Origin of the sequence: Nonomuraea sp. KM88, assembly GCF_052245635.1 — a bacterium.
Lineage (GTDB): Bacteria > Actinomycetota > Actinomycetes > Streptosporangiales > Streptosporangiaceae > Nonomuraea.
Genome location: NZ_JBQQCC010000003.1, coordinates 525,918 through 545,965, shown reverse-complemented (window position 1 = coordinate 545,965; position 20,048 = coordinate 525,918). Strand labels below are relative to the sequence as shown.

Below are 20,048 nucleotides of genomic sequence, written 5' to 3'. Positions count from 1 at the left end.
ATGGACTTCTTGCGCCCCACGACGTGGGATGAGGCGCTGGCCGCCAAGGCGGACCGGCCCGACGCGGTGCCCATCCAGGGCGGCACCGACGTGATGGTCGAGCTCAACTTCGACGTGCGCAGGCCCGCCGCGCTGCTCGACCTCGGCCAGGTGGCCGAGTTGCGCGCGTGGGGCATGGAGGGCGGCGTCTGCCGGGTCGGGGCGGGGGTGCCGTACACGACGATCATCGAGGAATTGGGCGGGCCGCTGCCGGGGCTCGCGCAGGCCTCGCGCACGGTCGGCTCGCCGCAGATCCGCAACCGCGGATCCGTCGGCGGCAACCTCGGCGCGGCCTCACCCGCGGGCGACAGCCATCCGCCGCTGCTCGCCGCCGACGCGGTGGTCGAGGTGGAGTCGCGGGACCGGGGGGTCAGGATGATCCCCGCCACCGCGTTCTACCTCGGGGTCAAGCGCAGCGCGCTCGAACCGGACGAGCTCATCAGGGCCGTGCACGTCAGGCCGGCCACGGGGCCCCAGTACTTCTCCAAGGTCGGCACCCGCAACGCCATGGTGATCGCGGTGTGCTCGTTCGCGGTCGCGCTGCGCCCCGAGGAGAGGCGGGTCGGCACGGGGCTCGGGTCGGCGGCGCCCACGCCGCGGCGGGCGTACGAGGCCGAGGAACTGCTGGCGCGGGAGCTCGACTGGCAGGCGCCGCTCGACCCGGCGCTGCTCAGGAGGTTCGGCGAGCTGTGCGCGGCCGCGGCCGCGCCGATCGACGACGTCCGCGGCACCGCCGCCTACCGCGTGCACGCCATCGGGGTGATGGCCCGCCGCACGCTCACGTGGGCCTGGAACGACCATCTGGGAAGGAGGGCCGCCTGATGCGCGTCACCTTCACCGTCAACGGCCGCGAGGAGAGCGCCGACAACGTGTGGGAGGGAGAGAGCCTGCTGTACGTGCTGCGCGAGCGGCTCGGCCTGCCCGGCTCCAAGAACGCCTGCGAGCAGGGCGAGTGCGGCTCGTGCACGGTCTATCTCGACGGCGTGCCGGTCTGCTCGTGCCTGGTCGCCGCCGGCCAGGCCGAGGGGCGGCGGGTGCGCACCGTCGAGGGGCTGGCCGAGGGGGACCGGCTCGACCCGGTGCAGGAGGCGTTCGCGGAGTGCGGCGCGGTGCAGTGCGGCTTCTGCACGCCGGGGTTGATCGTGCAGGCGCACGACCTGATCGCGCGCGTCGAGCGGCCGTCGGACGCGGAGATCAGGGAGGCGCTGGCGGGCAACCTCTGCCGGTGCACGGGCTACGAGAAGATCCTCGAGGCGGTACGGCTGGCCGCGCGGCGGAAGGCGGCCACGTGAACGACCCGCGCACCGGCTCGACGTCCGAACCCGTCATCGTGATCGAGAACGTGCATGTCGCGCCGGTCACCGGCCCCGAGATCCCATCCGGATACATCAGGATCGAGGGAGATCGCATCGCCGCGGTGGGTCCCGGGCCCGCGCCCGCCGCCCCGGGGGCGACCCGGATCGACGGCTCCGGCTGCCTGGCGACGCCCGGCCTGGTCAACACCCACCACCATCTCTACCAGTGGGCCTCGCAAGGGCTCGCGCAGGACGCCACGCTGTTCGAGTGGCTGGTCGCGCTCTATCCGGTGTGGGCCGCCATGGACGCCGAGGTGGTCAAGGGGGCCGCCGCCGCCGGCCTGGGCTGGCTGGCGCTGTCGGGCTGCACCACCTCCAGCGACCACCACTACCTCTTCCCCAAGGGGAGAGGCGACCTGTTCGCGGCGGGCATCGAGGCCGCCCGCGAGATCGGCCTCAGGTTCCACCCGGCGCGCGGCTCCATGGACATGGGAGAGTCGAAGGGCGGGCTGCCGCCGGACATCGTGGTCGAGGAGCTCGACGAGGTCCTGACCGCCACGGCCGAGGCCGTCGACGCCCACCACGACCCGTCGTTCTCCTCGATGGTGCGGGTCGCGGTGGGGCCGTGCTCGCCGTTCTCGGCCAGTGCCGAGCTGATGACGGAGTCGGCGGCGCTGGCCAGGTCCAAGGGCGTTCGCCTGCACACCCACATCGCCGAGACCCTCGACGAGGACGAGCACTGCCTGGAGCAGTTCGGGACGCGGCCCGTCGACTACATGGAGAAGCTGGGGTGGCTCGGGCCCGACGTGTGGTTCGCGCACACCGTGCACCTGAGCGACGCCGACATCGGCAAGCTCGCCGCCACCGGCACCGGCTCCGCCCACTGCCCCTCCTCCAACGGCCGGCTCGGCGCGGGCATCGCCCGCGTGTCCGAGATGTTGCGCCGCGGCATGAACGTCGGCCTCGGCGTGGACGGCAGCGCCTCCTCCGAGCTCACCCCGCTGGCCGGGGAGATGCGGCAGGCGCTGCTGTTCCAGCGGGCCCGATACGGTCCCGGGGCGCTCACGGCCCGGCAGGCCCTGGAGCTGGCCACCCTGGGCGGCGCCCGCAACCTGGGCCGCGCGGACGAGCTCGGCTCGCTCGAGCCGGGCAAGCTGGCCGACGTCGTCCTGTGGTCGGTCGGGTCCTTCGCCGCCGCCGTCGCCGACCCGGTGTGCGCGCTGGTCTTCGGGCCCGCGCCGCCGCCGGCCCTGGTGCTGGTCGGCGGGCGGACCGTGGTGGCCGGCGGAGAGCTGACGACCGTCTCCCAGGACGCGGCAGGGCGCGCGGGCGCCGCCGCCCGCCGGCGACTGGTGCGGCTGGCGGAGGAGCGCGGCGTGCGCCCAGCGAGGCACGTCCACGAAGGCTTCACGGCGTGAGCGGCAGCTCGTAGCGGCTCACGAGGGTGACCGGGCCGTCCGGGTCGCGCTGCCCCGGCGCGCCGCCGACGGCGACGTCCCCGCGGTGCGCGAATCCGGCGGACTCGTAATAGCCGCGCAGCCGCCGGTTCGAAGCCACGCAGTCCAGCCGCAGCCGGTCGCGCCCCTGCCCGCGTGTCGTGTCCGCCGCCCATCCCAGCACGTGCGCGCCCAGCCCGGCCGCCCACCGGCGTACGGCCATGCGGTGCACGTATCCGGCCGTCCCGTCGTCGTCCCACAGGTTGTCGGACCAGTCCAGCGTGACGGTGGCGGCCACCTCGTCCCCGACGTGGACCAGCCAGGTCTCGCCCCGCGCGACGGCCGGCTCGATCCACGCCCGCTCGAACCTGTCCGGCCACTGCCGCACCCCCAGCGCGGCGAGCCAGGCGGCGCACTCGTCCAGCACCGCCAGGACCTGATCCTCCCGGCCCTTCTCCGCTCGCCGGTAAACGGGGTTCCATCCGGTTGTCATGGGTCAATGATGACTAGGGTGTGGGGGCATCCGGACAACGAGCACCCGTACGAACGAGCATCCGGAAGGCGGTCCCGTGGCGGCGGAGCTATCAGACGAGCGGCTGGCCCGGCTCAGCGCGTCGATCGACACCGACGGCGACGGCTACATCAGCGAGTCCGAGCTCAGGCGGCACTTCCCCGACCTGCCGCCCGAGGCCCTCGGGGCGATGAGCCAGGAGGCCGACCTCGACCAGGACGGCCGTCAAAGCGCTGCACGACACCGCACGGTTCGGTAGTGTGTTCGACGGTGGCGATGACCAAGCCACCGGACGCACGATCAGAAGCACCCTCGCCGCAGGGCTTGCGGAGAGGTGAAACGCCTGTGGAGCTGGTGTAAGACCTCAACGAGAGTTCCTTCTCGGGCGGGCGACCGGCGTGAAGCAGGAAGGCCAGTCGGCGACGGCTGGAATCCCGGTCCTTCAGGACCGGGAGGATGTCAACAGAGCGGTCTCCTAGCGGTCCCCGGCGCGCCCCCGCCGATCGCCCTGGGCAGCGTATGGGATGAACGGCCCGGGATGTGATGATGATGAGTCACGCCTTCCTGCCCGCTCGCACCGGGCAGGAAGGCGCGTCAGGACATTGTTCACCATCATGCGGGAGTTCGTTGTGGTTCAGCCTGTTCTGGTCGCTCCGGACAAGTTCAAGGGGTCGCTGACGGCGGCGGAGGTGGCCTCCCGGGTGTCGGCCGGGCTCGGCGTCCCCACGGTGGAGCTGCCGGTCGCCGACGGGGGCGACGGCACCGTCGACGCCGCCGTGGCCGGCGGCTTCACGCGGGTCACGATCGAGGTGACCGGCCCCACGGGCGAGCGGATCCCCGCCTCGTACGCCTGGCAGGCGGCCGGCACGGCCGTGGTCGAGCTGGCGGAGGCGTCCGGGCTGCGCCGGCTGCCCGGCGGGCGCGAGCCCCTGACCGCCACCAGCTACGGCACGGGCGAACTGGTCGCCGACGCCGTACGCCGCGGCGCCAAGCGGGTGGTCCTGGGGCTGGGCGGCAGCGCGTGCACCGACGGGGGAGCGGGCATGGTGCAGGCCCTCGGCGCGCGCCTGCTCGACGCCGGCGGCGACGAGCTCCCCCGGGGCGGGGCCGCGCTCAAGGAGCTCGCCCGCATCGACATGTCCGGTTTCCTCGACGTGTCGGGCGTGGAGTTCGTGGTGGCGAGCGATGTGGACAACCCGCTCCTCGGCCCTCACGGCGCCGCCGCCGTCTACGGGCCGCAGAAGGGCGCGACCCCCGACGACGTCGAGATCCTGGAGGGCTCCCTGTCCCGGCTGGCGGCGGTGGCGACCGCCACCCATGGGCTGGTGGGCGCCGTCGAGCGCAGGAGCTCGGGACGAGAGAGCGAGGAACGAGCCAACGAGGAGCGAAGCGGGCGCGACCATGAGCACGAGCATGACGACACCCCCCGGGCCATGGGAGTGGCCGGAGCGCCGGGGGCGGGCGCGGCCGGCGGGGTGGGGTTCGCGGCGCTGGCGTTCCTGCACGCGGAGCTGCGGCCCGGCATCGACTACCTGCTCGGCCTGCTCGGGTTCGGCGAGCTGGCGGAGAACGCGCGGCTGGTGATCACGGGCGAGGGGTCCCTGGACGAGCAGTCGCTGCGCGGCAAGGCGCCGGTCGGCGTGGCCCAGGCCGCGGCCAGGGCGGGCGTTCCCGTCGTCGCCGTCTGCGGCCGCCGTACCCTCTCCGACGCCGAGCTGAAGGCGGCGGGCATCGAGGCCGCCTACGCCCTGACCGACCTGGAGCCCGACGAGGACCGCTGCATGACTGAGGCGGGCCCGCTGCTCGAACGCCTCGCCGCCCGGCTCGCCGCCGACCATCTCCAGGGAGGCGCCGGATGACCGGGTTCGACCTCGTCGTGCGATCCCGCAGGACCGTCACCCCCGAGGGCGAGCGGGCGGCCGCGGTGGCCGTGCGCGGGGAGAAGATCGTCGCCCTGTACGACCACGCGGCACCGCTCGACGCCGCCGAGGACATCGACCTGCGCGACCTGGCCCTGCTCCCCGGCCTGGTCGACACGCACGTGCACGTCAACGAGCCGGGACGCACCCACTGGGAGGGGTTCGCCTCGGCGACCCGGGCGGCCGCCGCCGGCGGCGTCACCACGATCCTGGACATGCCGCTCAACTCGCTCCCGCCCACCGTGAACGTCGGGGCCTTCGAGGCCAAGCTGCGTGCCGCCGCCGGCCAGTGCCGGGTGGACGTCGGGTTCTGGGGCGGGGCCGTGCCGGGCAACGTCAAGGACCTGGCGCCGCTGCGCGAGCGCGGGGTGCACGGCTTCAAGTGCTTCATGTCGCCGTCGGGCGTGGAGGAGTTCCCGCCGCTCGGCGTCTCCGAGGCACGGCAGGCTCTGGAGGAGATCGCCGGGTTCGGCGGGGTGATGGTGGTGCACGCCGAGGATCCGGCGTTGCTCGGCGAGCCGTCCGGCCCGACGTACCGCGAGTTCCTGGACTCGCGGCCGGACAGGGCGGAGCGCAGCGCCGTCGAGCAGGTCGTCCGGCTGGCCGGGGAGACCGGGGCCAGGGTGCACATCCTGCACGTCTCCAGCGCCGCCTGCCTGGACGTCCTGGAGGAGGCCCGGGCCCGCGGAGCGGCCGTCACGGCGGAGACCTGCCCGCACTACCTGACGCTGGCCGCCGAGCAGGTGCCCGAGGGGGGCACCGCGTACAAGTGCTGCCCGCCCATCCGCTCGGAGGCCAACCGCGACCTGCTGTGGGACGGCCTGAGGAGGGGTGTCCTGAGCTGTGTCGTGTCCGACCACTCGCCGTCGCCCGCCGAGCTGAAGGCGCCCGACTTCGCCGCCGCCTGGGGCGGCATCGCCTCGCTCCAGCTCGGGCTGCGCGCGGTGTGGACGGAGGCGTCGCGCAGGGGGTTCGGGCTTGCGGATGTGGTCCGCTGGATGTCCGCCAACCCCGCCGCAATGGCTGAAATATCAGGAAAAGGGAGCATCAAGCCGGGCAATGATGCCGACCTGGTGGCCTTCGATCCGGCCGCCGCCGGCCCGGTCGACGCCGCACTCCTGCACCACAGGCACCCCGTCACCCCCTACCACGGCCGCACCCTCAGGGGAGCCGTCCTGACCACCTGGCTGCGCGGCAGGCCGGTGGACGGCGAGCCCTGCGGACGGCTTCTGCTGGGAGAGCACTAGATGTCACACTCCGACGCGCAGCCCGACCTGAACCTGCCCGATCTGGCTGGGCGCGCCCTCGGCGGCTCCGTGGTGGCGGCGAGCGACGAGTCGTTCGCCGAGAAGGAGAGCCTGATCAGGCCGGGCCGTCCGGGCTTCCAGGCCGGGACCTTCGGCAACAAGGGGCAGGTCTACGACGGGTGGGAGACCCGGCGCAGGCGCGAGCCCGGCCACGACTGGGCCCTCGTCCGCCTGGGCGTCCCCGGCGTCATCCGCGCCGTGGTGATCGACACCGCCTGGTTCAAGGGCAACTACCCGCCGTACGCCTCCGTCGAGGCCGCCGCCGTCCACGGCCATCCGTCCCCGGACGAGCTGCTGGCCGCCCCATGGACGGAGATCGTGCCGAAGGCCGCGCTGAAGGGCGACGCCGAACACCACTTCCAGGTCGCCGGCGAGACCCGCTACACGCACGTCCGCCTGAACATCCACCCCGACGGGGGCGTCGCCCGCCTGCGCGTGCACGGCGAAGCCCGCCCCGATATGTCCGCCTACGACGGCCTCGGCCTCGACCTGGCCGCCCTGGCGAACGGCGGCCTGGTCACCGCCTGCTCCAACGACTTCTACTCCGCCCCCAACAACGTCATCGCCCCCGGCCTGGCCCGCCACCAGGCGGAGGGCTGGGAGACCGCGCGCCGCCGGGACGAGGGCAACGATTGGCTGGTGATCCGGCTGGCCGGCCGCGGCGTCGTCAAGCTGGCTGAGATCGACACCACGAACCTGCTGTTCAACGCGCCCGGCGCGGTCGCGCTCACCGGGATCGACGGGGAGCGCGAGGTCGAGCTGCTGCCCAGGACCAGGCTCCAGCCCGACACCCCGCACCGCTTCCGGCTCCACCACCCCGGCCCGGTCACCCACGTCAGGGTCGACATCTACCCGGACGGCGGTCTGGCCAGGATCCGCCTCCACGGCCACCTGTCCTGACCATGCCCGGCGCGTGCAGGCGGGCAGGGGTGCGGGCCGGGCCGGCGGGACCGGCGCTCACTGCCAGAGGTAGACCGTGCTTCCCGACGGGCGTTCGCTGTTGGGCAGCGGGCGCTGGTATTTCACCACGCCGGCGTTGACCAGCCGCTGCACCCGCACCTGGAAGCCCAGGGCCTGTAACTCGGACCTGGCGTCCCTGAGCTCCTTGCCGAGCACCCCTGGCACCACGCGGAGATGCCGGTCGTCGCGGCCCTCGCCGTCGCGGCCGCCGAACCAGTCCCAGAAGTCCGTCTGGCACCGCGCCACCGTGATCATGACCTGGGCGCCCTTGTCGACCTCCGTCTTCGCCTTGGGCTCCTGGGCGATGACCGTGCACGGCTCGGCGTCGTCGTCGACCTCGTTGACCTGCACCTGGAAACCCTGGCCGCTGAGATGGCCGGCGGCCTCGTCCTTCGGCATGCCGCCCACGTCGGGCATGACCAGCCCGGCGCTGACGAAGATGTCGACCTTGGTGCCTTCCTTCACCTTCTCGCCGACCTGCGGCGAGGTGCGGATCACCTTGTCGCGCTCGACCTCCTGGTTGGCCAGGCGTTTGACCGAGTCGACGGTCAGCCCCGCGTCGGCGAGGGCCACGCGGGCGTCGTTGCCGGTCATCCCGGCCACGTTGGGCACGATGACGCGCTTGGGACCGAGCGAGGGCACCAGCGTGATCGTGTCGCCGTTGTCGAGCTCGGTCTTGGCCACCGGGTCGGTGCGCAGGACCAGGCCGGCGGCCACCTTCTCGTCGTGCCTGCCGTCGGCCTTGCGGACCACGAGGCCGAGCGCGGCGGCGTTCTTCTCCGCGATCGCCATGTCCTTCCCGACCAGGTCGGGGACGATGACGGGGTCGGACTGCGAGAAGTACCAGCCGGTCAGCCCCACCGCGACCGCCATCACGGCGGCCAGCGTCACCAGGAACCAGTTGGGCCGGAACGCGCGCCGTTGCGGCACCTCCGCCCGCGGCTGGATCAGCGTGTGAGCGGGAGCGGCCTGCGGGCGCGACCGCGCCGCGGAGCCGGCGCCTTGCTGGTGGGCGCCCTGCTGGTGGACGCGCGGCGGCACGGGGCCGCTCACGGGCTGGCCGGTCATCCGCGGCAACATGCGGTGCGCGTCGACGGCGGCCACCAGCATCGCGGTGGCGTCCGCGGGACGGTCGCCCGGCTCGCGGGCCGTCGCGTGCGCCACCAGCGTGTCGATCAGCGGCGGCACGTCGTGGACGAACGACGAGGGCGCCGGCACGGTGTCATGGACGTGCCGGTAGGCCACCGACATCGGCGTCTCGCCGTCATACGGCTGCTGCCCGGTCACCAGCTCGAACAGCATGATGCCGGCCGCGTAGACGTCGCTGCGCACGTCGGCGCCGCCCGTGGTGACCTGCTCGGGCGACATGTAGCCGATCGTGCCGATCATCACGCCGGTGCGGGTCTGGTTGGTCGCCTCGATGGCCCTGGCCAGGCCGAAGTCGACGACCTTGACCCGGCCGTCGTCGGTCATGAGGACGTTCTCCGGCTTCACGTCGCGGTGGACCAGGCCCGCCTGGTGGGCCGCGCCGAGCGCGGCCAGGACCGGGATCATGATCTCGAGCGCCTCGCGGGCCGGCAGCCGGCCGCGGTCGCGCAGGATGTCGCGCAGCGTGCGGCCTGGCACGTATTCCATCGACAGGTAGACCACGTCGGTGTCGGTGCCCTGGTCGAAAACGTGCACTATGTTGGGGTGGGAGAGACTGGCCACCGACTTGGCCTCGCCGATGAACCTCCGGACGAACGCCGGGTCCTCGGCGAGTGAGCGGTGCATGACCTTCAGCGCGACCGTCCGGTCGAGCCGGATGTCCAGCGCGAGGTAGACGGTCGCCATACCGCCCCGGGCGATCCGGCTCTCGATGCGATAGCGCCCATCGAGGAGCCGCCCGACCAGGGGGTCCGCAGTCGTCGTGTCCACCCCGCTGAGTTTACGGGCGTTTTGCCACTGACAGGGCCCGGCCGCCCGAAACCGATGCGGAGACGTTCTCGTTCGTACGCCCTTCGTCCCGGGGAAGCGGACACAGCCTCACCGGCGTCACGCCCTTACCGGTCGGCCGCGCGCCCCGCGTCCCCGGGCTCCGGACCGAGGCAGGAGACCCGGAGGCGGACCATCCCTTCACCCGCGGCAGTCCGGGCGTGTCGTCCGGGCGGCCGCTCCCCCTACGAGGGCCGGCCGGATGCGCCGGTCACCGGGGCCGTGCCCGTACGTTCCCCGCGCGGTGATACCGCGCGGGGGCGCCCCGGCGACCGTCAACGTCGCCCGCGCGAGCGGTCGCGAGCCCTCGCCGGGGGAGATGGGTTACGGGGTCATCGGGGAGGAGGCTTCGGCGTAGCGGCGGCGGGGGATGCGCCCCGCCTGGCGGGCCAGGCGCCCGGCCGTCACGGCCTCCCGCATGGCCGTGGCCATGAGGTCGGGCCGCTGTGCCCGGGTGACCGCCGTGGCCAGCAGGACGGCGTCGCAGCCCAGTTCCATCGCCAGGGCCGCGTCGCTGGCCGTGCCGATGCCCGCGTCGAGGATGACCGGCACGGACGCGGCCTCCACGATCAGTTCGATGTTGTGCGGGTTGCGGATGCCCAGCCCGGAGCCGATCGGCGCGCCCAGCGGCATGACGGCCGCGCAGCCCGCCTGCTCCAGGCGCCGCGCCAGCGCCGGGTCGTCGCCGATGTACGGCAGCACCACGAACCCGTCGGCCACCAGCCGCTCGGCCGCGTCGAACGTCTCGATGGGGTCGGGCAGCAGCGTGCGCTCGTCGGCGATGACCTCCAGCTTGACCCAGGGCGTGCCGAGCGCCTCCCTGGCCAGCCGCGCCGTCAGCACGGCCTCGCCCGCGGTGAAGCAGCCCGCGGTGTTGGGGAGCACCTTGATGTCCCGCCTGCGCAGCACGTCGAGGACGGAACCGCGGGCCTCCGGGTCGAGCCGCCGCATGGCGACCGTGGTCATCTCGGTGCCGGACGCGACCAGCGCCTGGTCGAGCACATCGAGCGACGGGGCGCCGCCGGTGCCCATGATGAGCCGGGACGAGAACTTCTCCCCGGCGATGATCAGGTCATCCACCTTGCACCGCCGTCAGAACCTCCACGCGGTCGCTGTCGCTGAGCGCCGTCGTCTCCCAGGCGCTGCGCGTGACCACCTCGTCGTTCACGGCCACGGCCACTCCGGTGGTGGCCGCGGTCAACGTGCTCACGGCCTGCGCCACGGTCGTGCCGTCGATCACCTCGTGCGCGGTCCCATTGATCATCACAATCATGAAATCTCCTGAAACCTTTCCGGCGAGCACAGCGCCGCCAGCTCGCCTTCTTCGCCCAGCAGGATGGCCGTCGTCAACGGGGCCAGCAGCACGCCGCCCCGATGGTGCCCGGTGGCCAGCGTGAGCCCGGGCGTGCCGCTCGGGCCGATGACGGGCAGGTTGTCCGGCGTGCCCGGCCGCAGCCCGGCCACCACGTCGGCCACCTCCAGCTCGGTGACGCCCGGAACCAGCTCCCTGGCGTCACGCAGCAGCTCGTAGAGCCCGCCGGCCGTCACCCTGGTGTCGAACCCCATCTCCTCCTGGGTCGCGCCCACGACCAGCTCGCCGTCGCCCCTGGGGACCAGGTAGACGGACGAGCCGTGCACGGTGCCGCGTACGCACCGGCCGAGCAGGGGCTGGGCGGAGCGCAACCGCATGATCTGCCCCTTGACCGGCCGCACCGGCACCCCGGCGAGCCCGGCGCTCCACGCCCCGGCCGCCAGGATCACCCGCTCGGCCCGCAACTGCCGCGGCACGCCGCCATCGGCCACGGCGGGGGCCGGGACGTCCGGTGGCGCGAGGCGTACCCCTGTGACCCTGCCGCCGTCACGCAGGAACTCGCTCACGCGCGCCCGCACCAGCGGGACGCGCAGCCGGTCGAGGGCGGCGAGCAGGGCCGCCGTCACGCGGCGCGGATCGACCCAGGCGTCGCCGGGAGCCAGCAGGCCGCCGCGCACGGAGGGGGCCAGCATGGGCTCAAGGCGCCGGCACTCGCGCCCCGTCAGCCGCTCGACCGGCAGCTCCAGCTTCTCCATGAACGCGGCCAGCTCGTCCAGCGCCGCCAGGTCGTCGGCGCCGAACGCGACGTCCAGCGTGCCGTTCGTACGGAAGTCGAGTGCGGCCGGCCCGGAGAGCCCGGCGTCCGCGGCCAGCTCGGCGGCGAAGGACGGCCAGCGGCGCAGCGCCGCCATCCCCAGCCGCAGCAGCGGCGCCTCGGTGTAGGTCACCTCGCTGACCGGAGCCAGCATCCCCGCGGCCGCGTGCGACGCCCCCGAGGCGGGAGCCGGATCGGCCACGGTGACCGGCCGGCCGGAGCGGGCCAGCCGCCAGGCGGCCGACAGCCCGACGATCCCGCCGCCTACGATCACGTCCACATGCGCTCCCTTCGCCGGCATGACCCGGATCAGGTGTCTTGCGGTCGAAGGCCCGGTCAAGCCTTCCTCTCAGCCCGGTCACGGCCGGACTCCCGCGCGTCTTTCCCTCACCAGCCTACGGCCTCGGTGTCACGCCCGGACACCGCCCCCGTTATGGTCATCAGCGTGAACCACGTCGTCGTCGTCGGAGCAGGACTGGCCGGTCTGCGCACCGTGGAGGCGCTGCGCTCGAAGGGCTTCACCGGGCGCGTCACCATGGTCGGCAGGGAACGCCATCGCCCCTACGACCGCCCGCCCCTGTCCAAGGCCGTGCTGTCGGGAGAGGCCGACGACAGCTACGTCGGCGCCGACCTGGCCGCGCTCGGCGTCGAGTTCTGGCCCGGCGTCAGCGCCAAGTCGCTGCGCGCGGGGGTCGTGGAGACGACCGAGGGCGAGCTGGGCTACGACGGCCTGGTCATCGCGACCGGAGCCGACCCGATCAGGCTTCCCGGCGACGGTCCCCAGCACGTGCTGCGCACCCTCGACGACGCCCACGAGCTCAGGGCCATGCTCGTCCCCGGCGCCCGCGTCGCGATCATCGGCGCCGGCTGGATCGGCGCCGAGGTCGCCACCGCCGCACGCCGGGCCGGGTGCGCGGTGACGGTGATCGAGGCCGGCCCCGCGCCGCTCGCCACCGCCGTCGGCGCCGAGATCGGCGCGCGCACCGAGCCCTGGTATTCCGGCATCGACCTGCGGCTCGGCGCCATGGTCGACTCCGTGGACGAGGGCGGCGTGCGGTTGGTGGGCGGTGCGTTCGTCGACGCCCACGTGGTCGTCACCGGCATCGGCGTGCGTCCCGCCGTCGAGTGGCTCGCCGACGCCGACATCGACCTGCACAACGGCGTCGTCACCGACGAGCATCTGCGCGCTTCGTTGCCCGGCGTCGTCGCCGTCGGCGACTGCGCCGCCTGGTGGTCGCGCCGCTGGCAGACCCGGCTCCGCGTCGAACACTGGGACTCCGCGCTCAACGCGCCCGAGGTCGCCGCCGCGACGCTGCTCGGCGAGGACGCCGTCTACGATCCCGTGCCCTACTTCTGGTCGGAGCAGTTCGGGCACATGGTGCAGTACGCCGGCCACCACCCCGCCGGCGAACGCCTCCTCTACCGCGGTGACACGGAGGGTAAATGGTCGGCCGTCTGGCTCACCGCCGACGACGCCCTCGCCGCCGTGCTCGCCGTCGACCGGCCGCGAGACCTCGTACAGGGCCGCAGAATCATCGCCTCGGGCCAACGCCTCGATGCCAAACGCCTGGTAGATCCCGAAGTGTCCCTACGAGATTGTGTTGTTTGAGCAAGCGCGCCATGTGGTAGTTGTGGTTTCGTGACACTTTCTGTTGCACAGATCGACCGGGAGACCGAGCAGCTCGTCGACGAGTGGCTCACTCTCCCCGAAGTGGCCTCACGCCTCGACCTTCCGCTGGGGCGGGCCAAGCAACTCCTCAAGGACCACAAGCTGCTCGGCGTACGCAGGGGCAGCGGCGGGCCTCAGGTGCCCGCGGTGTTCCTCGACGGAAAAGACGTGACGAAGGGCCTGCCCGGCACGCTGACCGTGTTGCAGGACGCCGGCTACGACGACGTCGAGTCGCTGCGCTGGCTCTTCACCCCGGACGAGTCCCTGCCGGGATCGCCCATCGAGGCGATCCGGGCCGGCCGTCACACGGAGGTCAAGCGGCGTGCCCAAGCTCTCGCTTTCTGAGGCCCGCCTCTATCTCTGCACCGACGGCCGCCGCGACCGCGGCGACCTGGCAGAGTTCCTCGACTCCGTGCTGGCCGGCGGCGTGGACATCATCCAGCTGCGGGAGAAGGGTTTGGAGGCCCGCGAAGAACTCACGCTCCTCGAGGTCTTCCGCGACGCCTGCGACCGGCACGGCAAACTCCTGGCCGTCAACGACCGGGCGGACATCGCCTACGCCGCCCGGCCCGACGTGCTCCACCTGGGGCAGGACGACCTTCCCGTGACGGTCGCGCGAGAGATACTCGGCGACGACATCGTCATCGGACGGTCCACCCACTCCGCCGCCGAGGCGTCCGCCGCGGCCGTGGAGCAGGGCGTCGGCTATTTCTGCTGCGGCCCCATCTGGCCCACCCCGACCAAACCCGGCCGCCCGGCGCCCGGACCGCCGCTGCTCAGGCACGCGGCGGGGCTCGGCACCTCGCGGCCGTGGTTCGGGATAGGCGGCATCGACCTCGAGAATCTCGACGAGGTCATGTCGTACGGCGCCGAGCGGGTGGTCGTCGTACGCGCGATCACCGACGCGGACGATCCGGGGGCGGCGGCGGCCGAGTTCGCCAAACGCCTGTCTCCCTGAGCCCGACGCCGGGCGGTCCCTGACCGGCCCGCCCGGCCGCCTCAGGTCTTGCGGGACGTGGCGGCGATGGCGAGCTCGGTCAGGGCGGAGCGGGCCTCGGTCGTCACCGGCGACTCGTCGAGGGCGGACAGCGCCTGGCCCAGATAGTCGCCGATCAGGTCCTCGCACTCCCGCAACGCGCCGGTGTCGTCGATGATCCCCCGCAGCGTCGCCACCCCGGCCTCGTCCAGCTCGGGGTCGCCGAGCAGCCGCCGGACGGTCTGCGCGGCCCCGGGGGACGCGGCCGCCAGCGTGCGGGCCACGAGCATCGTCCGCTTGCCCTCGCGCAGGTCGTCGCCCGCGGGCTTGCCCGTCTGCGCGGGGTCGCCGAACACCCCGAGGACGTCGTCCCTGAGCTGGAAGGCGATCCCCACGCGGGTGCCGTAGCCGGTGCACAGCTCGTCCATCCACGGCGCGCGCTCCTGGCCGGCGAGCACCAGCCCGAGCCGCAGCGGCTGCTCCACCGAGTATTTGCCGCTCTTGAACAGCGCCACCCGCAGCGCCGACTCGAACGTGTTCTCCCCGTTGGCCTGCTCCAGCAGGTCGAGGTACTGGCCGCACATCAGCTCGGTGCGCATGTGGTCGTGCACGGGCTGGGCCGCCTCCAGGGACGCGGGCGGCAGGCCGCTGGTGCGCCACATCTCGCCCGACCAGATGAGCAGCAGGTTGCCGAGCAGGATCGCCGCCCCCTCGCCGAACTGCTGCGCCGACCCCTGCCAGCGGGACTGCTCGTGCATGGACTCGAAGCGGCGGTGCGCGGCCGGCATCCCCCTGCGCAGGTCGCTCTTGTCCATCACGTCGTCGTGGACGAGCGCGCTGGCCTGCAGCAGCTCCAGCGAGGCGGCGGCGGTGAAGATCGCGGGGACGTCGGCGCCGCCCGCGCCGCGCCAGCCCCAGTAGCAGAACGCCGGGCGCAGCCGCTTGCCCCCGGACAGCAGCGCGTCGGCGGCCGTGCGCAGCGGGGCGAAGGCGGCATCGCCCCCGGCCGGCAACTTCCGTTCGACGAAGTCTCCGAGGGAGCGCTCCACCTGCGGGCGCAGGACGTCCATGCGGGCGGCGTCAATGGTCATGACACTGAGACTAATGGCCGGACGCGGGCGTCAGGATCTCCATGGCCTGTCGGGCTGCCGGTCCCGCGGCGCCACTGTAGCCTGGTGACCATGGCGCTTGGTCGACCTTCCTTCTTCCCCGAACGTGTTCCCACGGTTCGCGACATGCTCGCCGACGGTGGGCGGTCGTTCTCCTTCGAGTTCTTCCCGCCGAAGACCGACGAGGGCGAGCGATTGTTGTGGCGGGCGATCAGGGAGCTCGAGTCGCTGCGGCCGACGTTCGTGTCGGTGACCTACGGCGCGGGCGGCTCCACCCGCGACCGCACGGTCGACATCGTGGAGCGCATCGCCCACGACACCACGCTCACGCCCGTGGCGCACTTCACGGCGGTCGACCACTCCGTCCGCGAGCTGCGCCACCTCGTGGGGCGCTTCGCCGACGCCGGGGTGCGCAACATCCTGGCCGTCCGGGGCGATCCCCCCGGCGACCCGACGGCCGAGTGGGTGCCGCACCCCGAGGGCGTGCTCTACGCCGAAGACCTGGTGCGGCTGATCAGGCAGGCGGGCGACTTCTGCGTCGGCGTGGCCGCCTTCCCCTACAAGCACCCGCGCTCGCCGTCCATCGAGTCCGACACCGATTACTTCGTCCGCAAGTGCCGGGCGGGTGCCGACTACGCGATCACGCAGATGTTCTTCGAGGCCGACGACTATCTGCGGCTGCGCGACCGGGTGGCGGCCCAGGGCTGTGACACGCCGATCATCCCGTGCATCATGCCGGTGACGCAGATGAGCACGATCGCGCGCTCGGAACAGCTGTCCGGGGCGCCGTTCCCGCCCCGCCTGGCGGCGCGCTTCGAGGCGGTCAAGGACGATCCGGCAGCGGTGCGGCGGCTGGGCGTCGAGCACGGGGCCGAGCTGTGCCAGCGGCTGCTCGACGAGGGCGCGCCGGGGATCCACTTCATCACGTTCAACCGCTCCAGCGCCACGCGTGAGGTGTTCCAGAGACTGTCCGGGGCGCAGCTGTCCGCCTGACGTGGTGGTGGGCTGCGGCTGTCCGCCCGACGTGGCTCTCCGCTCGGCGCGGTCTTGTTGTCGTTACGGCACGGCCGGCGGCACGCCACCCGCCGACCGGGGCCGGCGGCCTCCAGGGAGACGCCCGCTGACCCGCTCGGGGCGGGCCGCCGTCACGGCGCGACGCCGGCCGGGCGCGTGGTTCGAGGCGTGGGCCGGTCAGCGAGCATGAGGAAGGCCCGTCACCCGCCCGCAGGGGGACCGGGCGGGTGACGGGCGGGGGACTGGTAGCCGGTGAGTAAAGGGTCGGTTACTTTCTGTCATGGATGATGCCCTCGGCCATGCCCGGTAAACCCACGGGTCACGTCGTCATCAAGGTTTTTCCCTGTCACCGGAGACCGCGGGTCGGGGAGGCGGCGCCCGGGGGCGGCGGCTTTCCTCCGCGCCGGTCAGGGGAGGGGCAGGGGACGGCCGGCGATCGCGTACTCCTCGTGGCCGCCGGGGAAGACGAACCGCGTCAGCAGATCGGTGAAGCCCATGCTGGCGTAGAGGCGCCGGGCGGCCGTGGGCTGGTCGTGCGTGGACAGGACGGCCGAGCGTTCCGGCCGGCCGGCGCACAGTGTCCTGATCATGGCCCGGCCGATGCCCTTGCCCTGGTAGTCGGGGTGGACGTGGATCTCGGCCAGCTCGAACGCGAATCCCAGCCAGGCGTTGGCGGCCTCCGGGCCCATCTCGTCGCGCAGGGCCCGGAGAACCACGTCATGCCACCATTGCCCCGGCGCGCCCCGGAAGCCGTACGCGAAACCCACGATTTGGGGTTCCGAAGGGGGTAGCTGTGGGGATGAATCACGCAATTCAGCGAAATAACACTGAAAATGGGGATATGTCCCATGATTTCGCATGATGGTCTTGCGGCCGGCGATCTGGTCCGCGGGCGGGTTCATCGCGGCCGTGTAGATGCCGATCACCGTCTCCAGCCGTTCGGTGAACCCGGCGGGACCCACCCCGCGAAACTCGATCACCTGTCGCACACTACTCGACGTCCACAGGGGTGCCCCCGGTGATCCGCACCAACTCGTCGAACGTGGTCGGGAACACGGTCAGCGGATGCCCGCCGGCCGCCCAGACCACCTCGTGCTTGCTCAGCCAGGTGTCCACCAGCGTCGGCACGGGCGCCGGATGCCCGACCGGGGCGACCCCGCCGATCGGCTGGCCGGTGGCGGCCCTGACGAACTCCGGCGACGCCCGGCGTACCCGCTGGACACCCGCCGTGCGGGCGATCAGCTCAACGTCGACCCGGTGCGCGCCGCTCGTCAGCACGAGCAGGGGCCCGCCGTCCGCGTCGAAGATCAGGCTGTTGGCGATGGCCCCGACCTCGCACCCGATCTGCGCCGCGGCGGTCGCGGCGGTGGGGGCCTTCTCCGGCAGAACGACGATCTCGCCGGTCACCCCGAGCCGGCGAAGCGCTGATTCCACAATGACGGCATTGGCCGGCAACTTCTCAGACATGGACACACTCTAAACAGGATGACTGCTTGATTACCGAATGATGGTGAGTGGTGTAAGGTCCACTGATCCATTCGTTACCGGGGTGAGAGGTGGTACAGGTGAGGGCTCGACGGCTACCCGGGGTAGCTGCTCTCCTGACGGCCGGCGCCGTCATCGTCTCGGGATGCGGCACGCCGGCGCCGCACCGTACGCACGCGTCGTCACCTGTGCTGGCGCCGGCGACGACCACCACGACACCCGCGACGGCGGGCGGGCCGGCCGCCGCCGTTCCCGCCGCGACGGTCACCGCGCCGGGCAGGACGCTCAAGCTCGGCGCCAAGGGCGAGGCCGTCACCTGGATGCAGGAGCGCCTGACCGAGCTGGGCTACCGCCCGGGCAAGGTGGACGGGAAATACGGCGGCACGACGCTGGCGGCCGTGTGGGCGTTCCAGAAGGTCAACGGCATCAAGCCGACCAGCACCGTCGCCAGGCGCACCTGGGAGGCGCTGGAGACGCCGAGGGCCCCGAGAGTCCTGGCCAGGAACGGCAGGCCGACCCGCGCCGAGGTCGACCTGACCAAGCAGATCATGGTCATGTACGTCAAGGGCGAGGCCAAGCTCATCACCCACGTGTCGTCGGGCAGCGGCATCGCCTACTGCGAGACGGCCGTGTGGCAGGGCAAGCAGCAGCGTTTCTGCGGCTCGGCCACGACGCCGACCGGCAACTACCGGACGACCTGGCGCGCGAGCGGGTGGCACAAGTCCTATCTGGGCGAGCTGTACAACCCGATCTTCTTCAACGGCGGCATCGCCTTCCACGGGGCGCTGTCCGTGCCGCTCCACCCTGCCTCGCACGGTTGCGTACGCATGCCGATGAACGTGGCCGAGGAACTTCCCGACATGCTCGGCAAGGGCGTGCCGGTGCACGTGCGGGGCACGTTCAGGCGCGCGTGATCCCTCCGCCGCGGCGCTCGCGTGCGCGGCGGCTCAGCGGGCGGGCTCCACGCCTGCCCGCGCCGCGCGCCGGCCGGTCGAGGCCGCCATCGTCATCCCCACCGCCTGCGCCAGCCCGCCCACGAGCACGATGAGTGGCGTGGCCACCTGCCAGCCCGGCACCCCCGCGGCGAAGTCGGGGGACTCGTACAGGCCTGGCAGGACGTGTACGGGGTTGAGCAGCGCGACGAAGAACGCGAGCGCGTACGGGACGATGAGGACGCCCGAGAGCACCATGAGCGGCGTGCGGCCCCGGCCACGCCGCCGCAGCAGCGCCCCGAGGACGACGTAGGCCACCGCCATGAGCCCCGCGAACAGTGCGGTCCACCAGGTCAACTGCCAGGTGTCGGCGCCCAGCGCCGTCATCTCGCCGGCGCCGAGCCGGCCGCCCTCCCACCCCGGGCCGGCGATCTCCGCCCGCACGCCCGCCCGGATGGCCGCGTAATTGGCGGCCGCGTACGCCGCCGCCAGGACCGGCCCCAGAGCCAGCAGGACCAGATCGTTGGGCCACCGCCGGCTTTCCGCCATGCGCACTCCTCTCCCGCCTCAGGGGACAGCCTCTCAGAAGCCGTGGGCGAGGTGCTAGCCGAGCGAGCGCATCCCGGCGAGCGCGACGTCGGCCGCCCGGCGAGCGGTGTCCCAGATCTCCTCCAGCGACCTGTTGTGCTCCAGGTTGGCGATCACCGCGAGCTTGACCGACCCGAACAGCGCGCCCACCGCCGCCGAGGCCTCGATCAGGCTCAGCTCGTCGGCGTACGTCTCGTGCAACGTCCGTGCCAGCGCGAGCTGGGTCTCGAACAGCACCGTCAGCGCCCGTGCCTGCAGCGTCGGCTCGGTCAGGATGAGCCGCAGCCGCAGCTCGGCGTCCTCGAAGGTGAGCTCCTCCTGCGCGCTCGACCACGCGAGGCTGTTGTCGATGAGGCTGTTCAGCAGGTCGGCCGGCGCCATCCCCGGCTCCGCGCGGGCCAGCATGGACTTCGCCAGCTCCATGCGCTCGTTGGTGTCGTAGAAGACCACGTCGTCCTTGCTCGCGAAGTAGCTGAAGAACGTGCGCGTCGACACGTCGGCCCCAGCGGCGATCTCCGCCAGCGTGGTCTCCTCGAACCCCTTCTCGTCGAACAGCTGGAGCGCCGACTCGATCAGCGCCCGGCGCGTGCGCTGCTTCTTGCGCTCCCGCAATCCCACCATGCCGGAACTATACTGCACGCTCTTATTGTTTTCACTGGTTGAAAATTTGCAACGATTGAGGTTTTCTAGGGAGGTCGCTCGGAAAGG

General features: G+C 72.5%; 22 protein-coding genes and 1 riboswitch. Of the genes, 12 read left to right on the top strand and 10 right to left on the bottom strand.

Going from position 1 to position 20,048, the window contains the following annotated elements:
• The 3 genes from ACTWPV_RS12085 to ACTWPV_RS12075 are packed head-to-tail and all read left to right on the top strand — an operon-like array spanning window position 1 to window position 2,752.
• Complete coding sequence (locus ACTWPV_RS12085; RefSeq protein ID WP_443151803.1) at window positions 1-861, top strand: FAD binding domain-containing protein; 861 nt, start codon at window positions 1-3, stop codon at window positions 859-861.
• The gene (locus tag ACTWPV_RS12080) at window positions 861-1,331 is read left to right on the top strand and encodes a (2Fe-2S)-binding protein (RefSeq protein WP_347642675.1); all 471 of its coding nucleotides are present in this window, start codon (window positions 861-863) and stop codon (window positions 1,329-1,331) included. The genes ACTWPV_RS12085 and ACTWPV_RS12080 overlap by 1 nt, the downstream gene beginning before the upstream one ends.
• Window positions 1,328-2,752 carry an 8-oxoguanine deaminase gene (locus tag ACTWPV_RS12075; RefSeq protein ID WP_443151802.1) on the top strand — a complete coding sequence of 475 codons (1,425 nt, stop codon included), beginning with the start codon at window positions 1,328-1,330 and terminating at the stop codon, window positions 2,750-2,752. Before ACTWPV_RS12080 ends, ACTWPV_RS12075 begins: the two co-directional genes overlap by 4 nt.
• On the opposite strand, the gene ACTWPV_RS12070 is transcribed toward ACTWPV_RS12075, so the two are convergent.
• On the bottom strand, window positions 2,742-3,263 hold the full coding sequence (locus ACTWPV_RS12070) for a GNAT family N-acetyltransferase (RefSeq protein WP_347642677.1): 522 nt from the start codon (window positions 3,261-3,263) through the stop codon (window positions 2,742-2,744). The two genes, ACTWPV_RS12075 and ACTWPV_RS12070, sit on opposite strands and share 11 nt — an antisense overlap.
• Window positions 3,264-3,339: 76 nt before the next feature.
• On the opposite strand from ACTWPV_RS12070, the gene ACTWPV_RS12065 reads away from it, so the two are divergent.
• The 4 genes from ACTWPV_RS12065 (at window position 3,340) to alc (ending at window position 7,407) form a co-directional block, all read left to right on the top strand.
• Window positions 3,340-3,540, top strand: a complete 201-nt coding sequence (locus ACTWPV_RS12065) for an EF-hand domain-containing protein (protein ID WP_443151801.1) — start codon at window positions 3,340-3,342, stop codon at window positions 3,538-3,540.
• A 370-nt stretch (window positions 3,541-3,910) separates the two neighbouring features.
• Window positions 3,911-5,140, top strand: a complete 1,230-nt coding sequence (locus ACTWPV_RS12060) for a glycerate kinase (RefSeq protein WP_443151800.1) — start codon at window positions 3,911-3,913, stop codon at window positions 5,138-5,140.
• The gene (gene allB / locus ACTWPV_RS12055; RefSeq protein ID WP_443151799.1) at window positions 5,137-6,447 is read left to right on the top strand and encodes an allantoinase AllB; all 1,311 of its coding nucleotides are present in this window, start codon (window positions 5,137-5,139) and stop codon (window positions 6,445-6,447) included. Before ACTWPV_RS12060 ends, allB begins: the two co-directional genes overlap by 4 nt.
• Window positions 6,448-7,407 carry an allantoicase gene (gene alc, locus ACTWPV_RS12050; protein WP_443151798.1) on the top strand — a complete coding sequence of 320 codons (960 nt, stop codon included), beginning with the start codon at window positions 6,448-6,450 and terminating at the stop codon, window positions 7,405-7,407.
• A gap of 57 nt (window positions 7,408-7,464) precedes the next feature.
• Here the strand turns inward: alc and pknB are convergent, their stop codons facing one another.
• The 4 genes from pknB to thiO all read right to left on the bottom strand — a co-directional run bounded on the left by pknB (window position 7,465) and on the right by thiO (window position 11,847).
• Window positions 7,465-9,384 carry a Stk1 family PASTA domain-containing Ser/Thr kinase gene (pknB, locus tag ACTWPV_RS12045; protein ID WP_443151797.1) on the bottom strand — a complete coding sequence of 640 codons (1,920 nt, stop codon included), beginning with the start codon at window positions 9,382-9,384 and terminating at the stop codon, window positions 7,465-7,467.
• A gap of 381 nt (window positions 9,385-9,765) precedes the next feature.
• The gene (locus ACTWPV_RS12040; protein WP_443151796.1) at window positions 9,766-10,521 is read right to left on the bottom strand and encodes a thiazole synthase; all 756 of its coding nucleotides are present in this window, start codon (window positions 10,519-10,521) and stop codon (window positions 9,766-9,768) included.
• Window positions 10,514-10,714, bottom strand: a complete 201-nt coding sequence (gene thiS / locus ACTWPV_RS12035) for a sulfur carrier protein ThiS (protein WP_132510617.1) — start codon at window positions 10,712-10,714, stop codon at window positions 10,514-10,516. The genes ACTWPV_RS12040 and thiS overlap by 8 nt, the downstream gene beginning before the upstream one ends.
• Window positions 10,711-11,847 carry a glycine oxidase ThiO gene (gene thiO, locus ACTWPV_RS12030; RefSeq protein ID WP_443151795.1) on the bottom strand — a complete coding sequence of 379 codons (1,137 nt, stop codon included), beginning with the start codon at window positions 11,845-11,847 and terminating at the stop codon, window positions 10,711-10,713. The genes thiS and thiO overlap by 4 nt, the downstream gene beginning before the upstream one ends.
• Window positions 11,837-11,953, bottom strand: a riboswitch (TPP riboswitch). (Overlaps the previous gene by 11 nt.)
• Before the next feature lie 59 nt (window positions 11,954-12,012).
• On the opposite strand from thiO, the gene ACTWPV_RS12025 reads away from it, so the two are divergent.
• Genes ACTWPV_RS12025 through thiE form a run of 3 tightly spaced genes read left to right on the top strand, consistent with a single transcriptional unit; the run spans window position 12,013 to window position 14,194 of the window.
• Entirely contained in the window at window positions 12,013-13,176 is a 1,164-nt protein-coding gene (locus ACTWPV_RS12025; RefSeq protein WP_443151794.1) for an NAD(P)/FAD-dependent oxidoreductase, read from the top strand.
• A 30-nt stretch (window positions 13,177-13,206) separates the two neighbouring features.
• Window positions 13,207-13,581: an Rv2175c family DNA-binding protein gene (locus ACTWPV_RS12020; protein WP_443151793.1), complete on the top strand. Its 375-nt coding sequence runs from the start codon at window positions 13,207-13,209 to the stop codon at window positions 13,579-13,581.
• Window positions 13,559-14,194, top strand: coding sequence for a thiamine phosphate synthase (thiE, locus tag ACTWPV_RS12015; protein WP_443151792.1), 636 nt, complete (start codon window positions 13,559-13,561; stop codon window positions 14,192-14,194). Before ACTWPV_RS12020 ends, thiE begins: the two co-directional genes overlap by 23 nt.
• A gap of 41 nt (window positions 14,195-14,235) precedes the next feature.
• Here the strand turns inward: thiE and ACTWPV_RS12010 are convergent, their stop codons facing one another.
• Window positions 14,236-15,303: a polyprenyl synthetase family protein gene (locus tag ACTWPV_RS12010; RefSeq protein ID WP_443151791.1), complete on the bottom strand. Its 1,068-nt coding sequence runs from the start codon at window positions 15,301-15,303 to the stop codon at window positions 14,236-14,238.
• A 90-nt stretch (window positions 15,304-15,393) separates the two neighbouring features.
• Between ACTWPV_RS12010 and metF the strand changes: the two genes are divergently transcribed.
• Window positions 15,394-16,314 (top strand): methylenetetrahydrofolate reductase [NAD(P)H], encoded by a 921-nt coding sequence (metF, locus tag ACTWPV_RS12005; RefSeq protein ID WP_443151790.1) that lies wholly within the window; start codon window positions 15,394-15,396, stop codon window positions 16,312-16,314.
• Window positions 16,315-16,742: 428 nt separating this feature from the next.
• Here the strand turns inward: metF and ACTWPV_RS12000 are convergent, their stop codons facing one another.
• Window positions 16,743-17,051, bottom strand: coding sequence for a GNAT family N-acetyltransferase (locus ACTWPV_RS12000; protein ID WP_347642689.1), 309 nt, complete (start codon window positions 17,049-17,051; stop codon window positions 16,743-16,745).
• 274 nt (window positions 17,052-17,325) lie between these two features.
• The gene (locus tag ACTWPV_RS11995; protein ID WP_443151789.1) at window positions 17,326-17,802 is read right to left on the bottom strand and encodes a YbaK/EbsC family protein; all 477 of its coding nucleotides are present in this window, start codon (window positions 17,800-17,802) and stop codon (window positions 17,326-17,328) included.
• A 98-nt stretch (window positions 17,803-17,900) separates the two neighbouring features.
• Between ACTWPV_RS11995 and ACTWPV_RS11990 the strand changes: the two genes are divergently transcribed.
• On the top strand, window positions 17,901-18,734 hold the full coding sequence (locus ACTWPV_RS11990; RefSeq protein WP_347642691.1) for a L,D-transpeptidase family protein: 834 nt from the start codon (window positions 17,901-17,903) through the stop codon (window positions 18,732-18,734).
• A 33-nt stretch (window positions 18,735-18,767) separates the two neighbouring features.
• Here ACTWPV_RS11990 and ACTWPV_RS11985 read toward each other — a convergent pair whose 3' ends face one another.
• Window positions 18,768-19,301, bottom strand: coding sequence for a hypothetical protein (locus ACTWPV_RS11985; RefSeq protein WP_443151788.1), 534 nt, complete (start codon window positions 19,299-19,301; stop codon window positions 18,768-18,770).
• Window positions 19,302-19,355: 54 nt separating this feature from the next.
• Entirely contained in the window at window positions 19,356-19,961 is a 606-nt protein-coding gene (locus ACTWPV_RS11980; protein ID WP_443151787.1) for a TetR/AcrR family transcriptional regulator, read from the bottom strand.
• Window positions 19,962-20,048: the final 87 nt, after the last annotated feature.

Bases quoted from the DNA above. Each gene is read 5' to 3' on its own strand.
- ACTWPV_RS12085 (WP_443151803.1), top strand. From the start codon at position 1: ATGGACTTCTTGCGCCCCACGACGTGGGATGAGGCGCTGGCCGCCAAG.
- ACTWPV_RS12080 (WP_347642675.1), top strand. From the start codon at position 861: ATGCGCGTCACCTTCACCGTCAACGGCCGCGAGGAGAGCGCCGACAAC.
- ACTWPV_RS12070 (WP_347642677.1), bottom strand. From the start codon at position 3,263: ATGACAACCGGATGGAACCCCGTTTACCGGCGAGCGGAGAAGGGCCGG.
- allB (WP_443151799.1), top strand. From the start codon at position 5,137: ATGACCGGGTTCGACCTCGTCGTGCGATCCCGCAGGACCGTCACCCCC.
- alc (WP_443151798.1), top strand. From the start codon at position 6,448: ATGTCACACTCCGACGCGCAGCCCGACCTGAACCTGCCCGATCTGGCT.
- thiS (WP_132510617.1), bottom strand. From the start codon at position 10,714: ATGATTGTGATGATCAATGGGACCGCGCACGAGGTGATCGACGGCACG.
- ACTWPV_RS12010 (WP_443151791.1), bottom strand. From the start codon at position 15,303: ATGACCATTGACGCCGCCCGCATGGACGTCCTGCGCCCGCAGGTGGAG.
- metF (WP_443151790.1), top strand. From the start codon at position 15,394: ATGGCGCTTGGTCGACCTTCCTTCTTCCCCGAACGTGTTCCCACGGTT.
- ACTWPV_RS11995 (WP_443151789.1), bottom strand. From the start codon at position 17,802: ATGTCTGAGAAGTTGCCGGCCAATGCCGTCATTGTGGAATCAGCGCTT.
- ACTWPV_RS11985 (WP_443151788.1), bottom strand. From the start codon at position 19,301: ATGGCGGAAAGCCGGCGGTGGCCCAACGATCTGGTCCTGCTGGCTCTG.
- ACTWPV_RS11980 (WP_443151787.1), bottom strand. From the start codon at position 19,961: ATGGTGGGATTGCGGGAGCGCAAGAAGCAGCGCACGCGCCGGGCGCTG.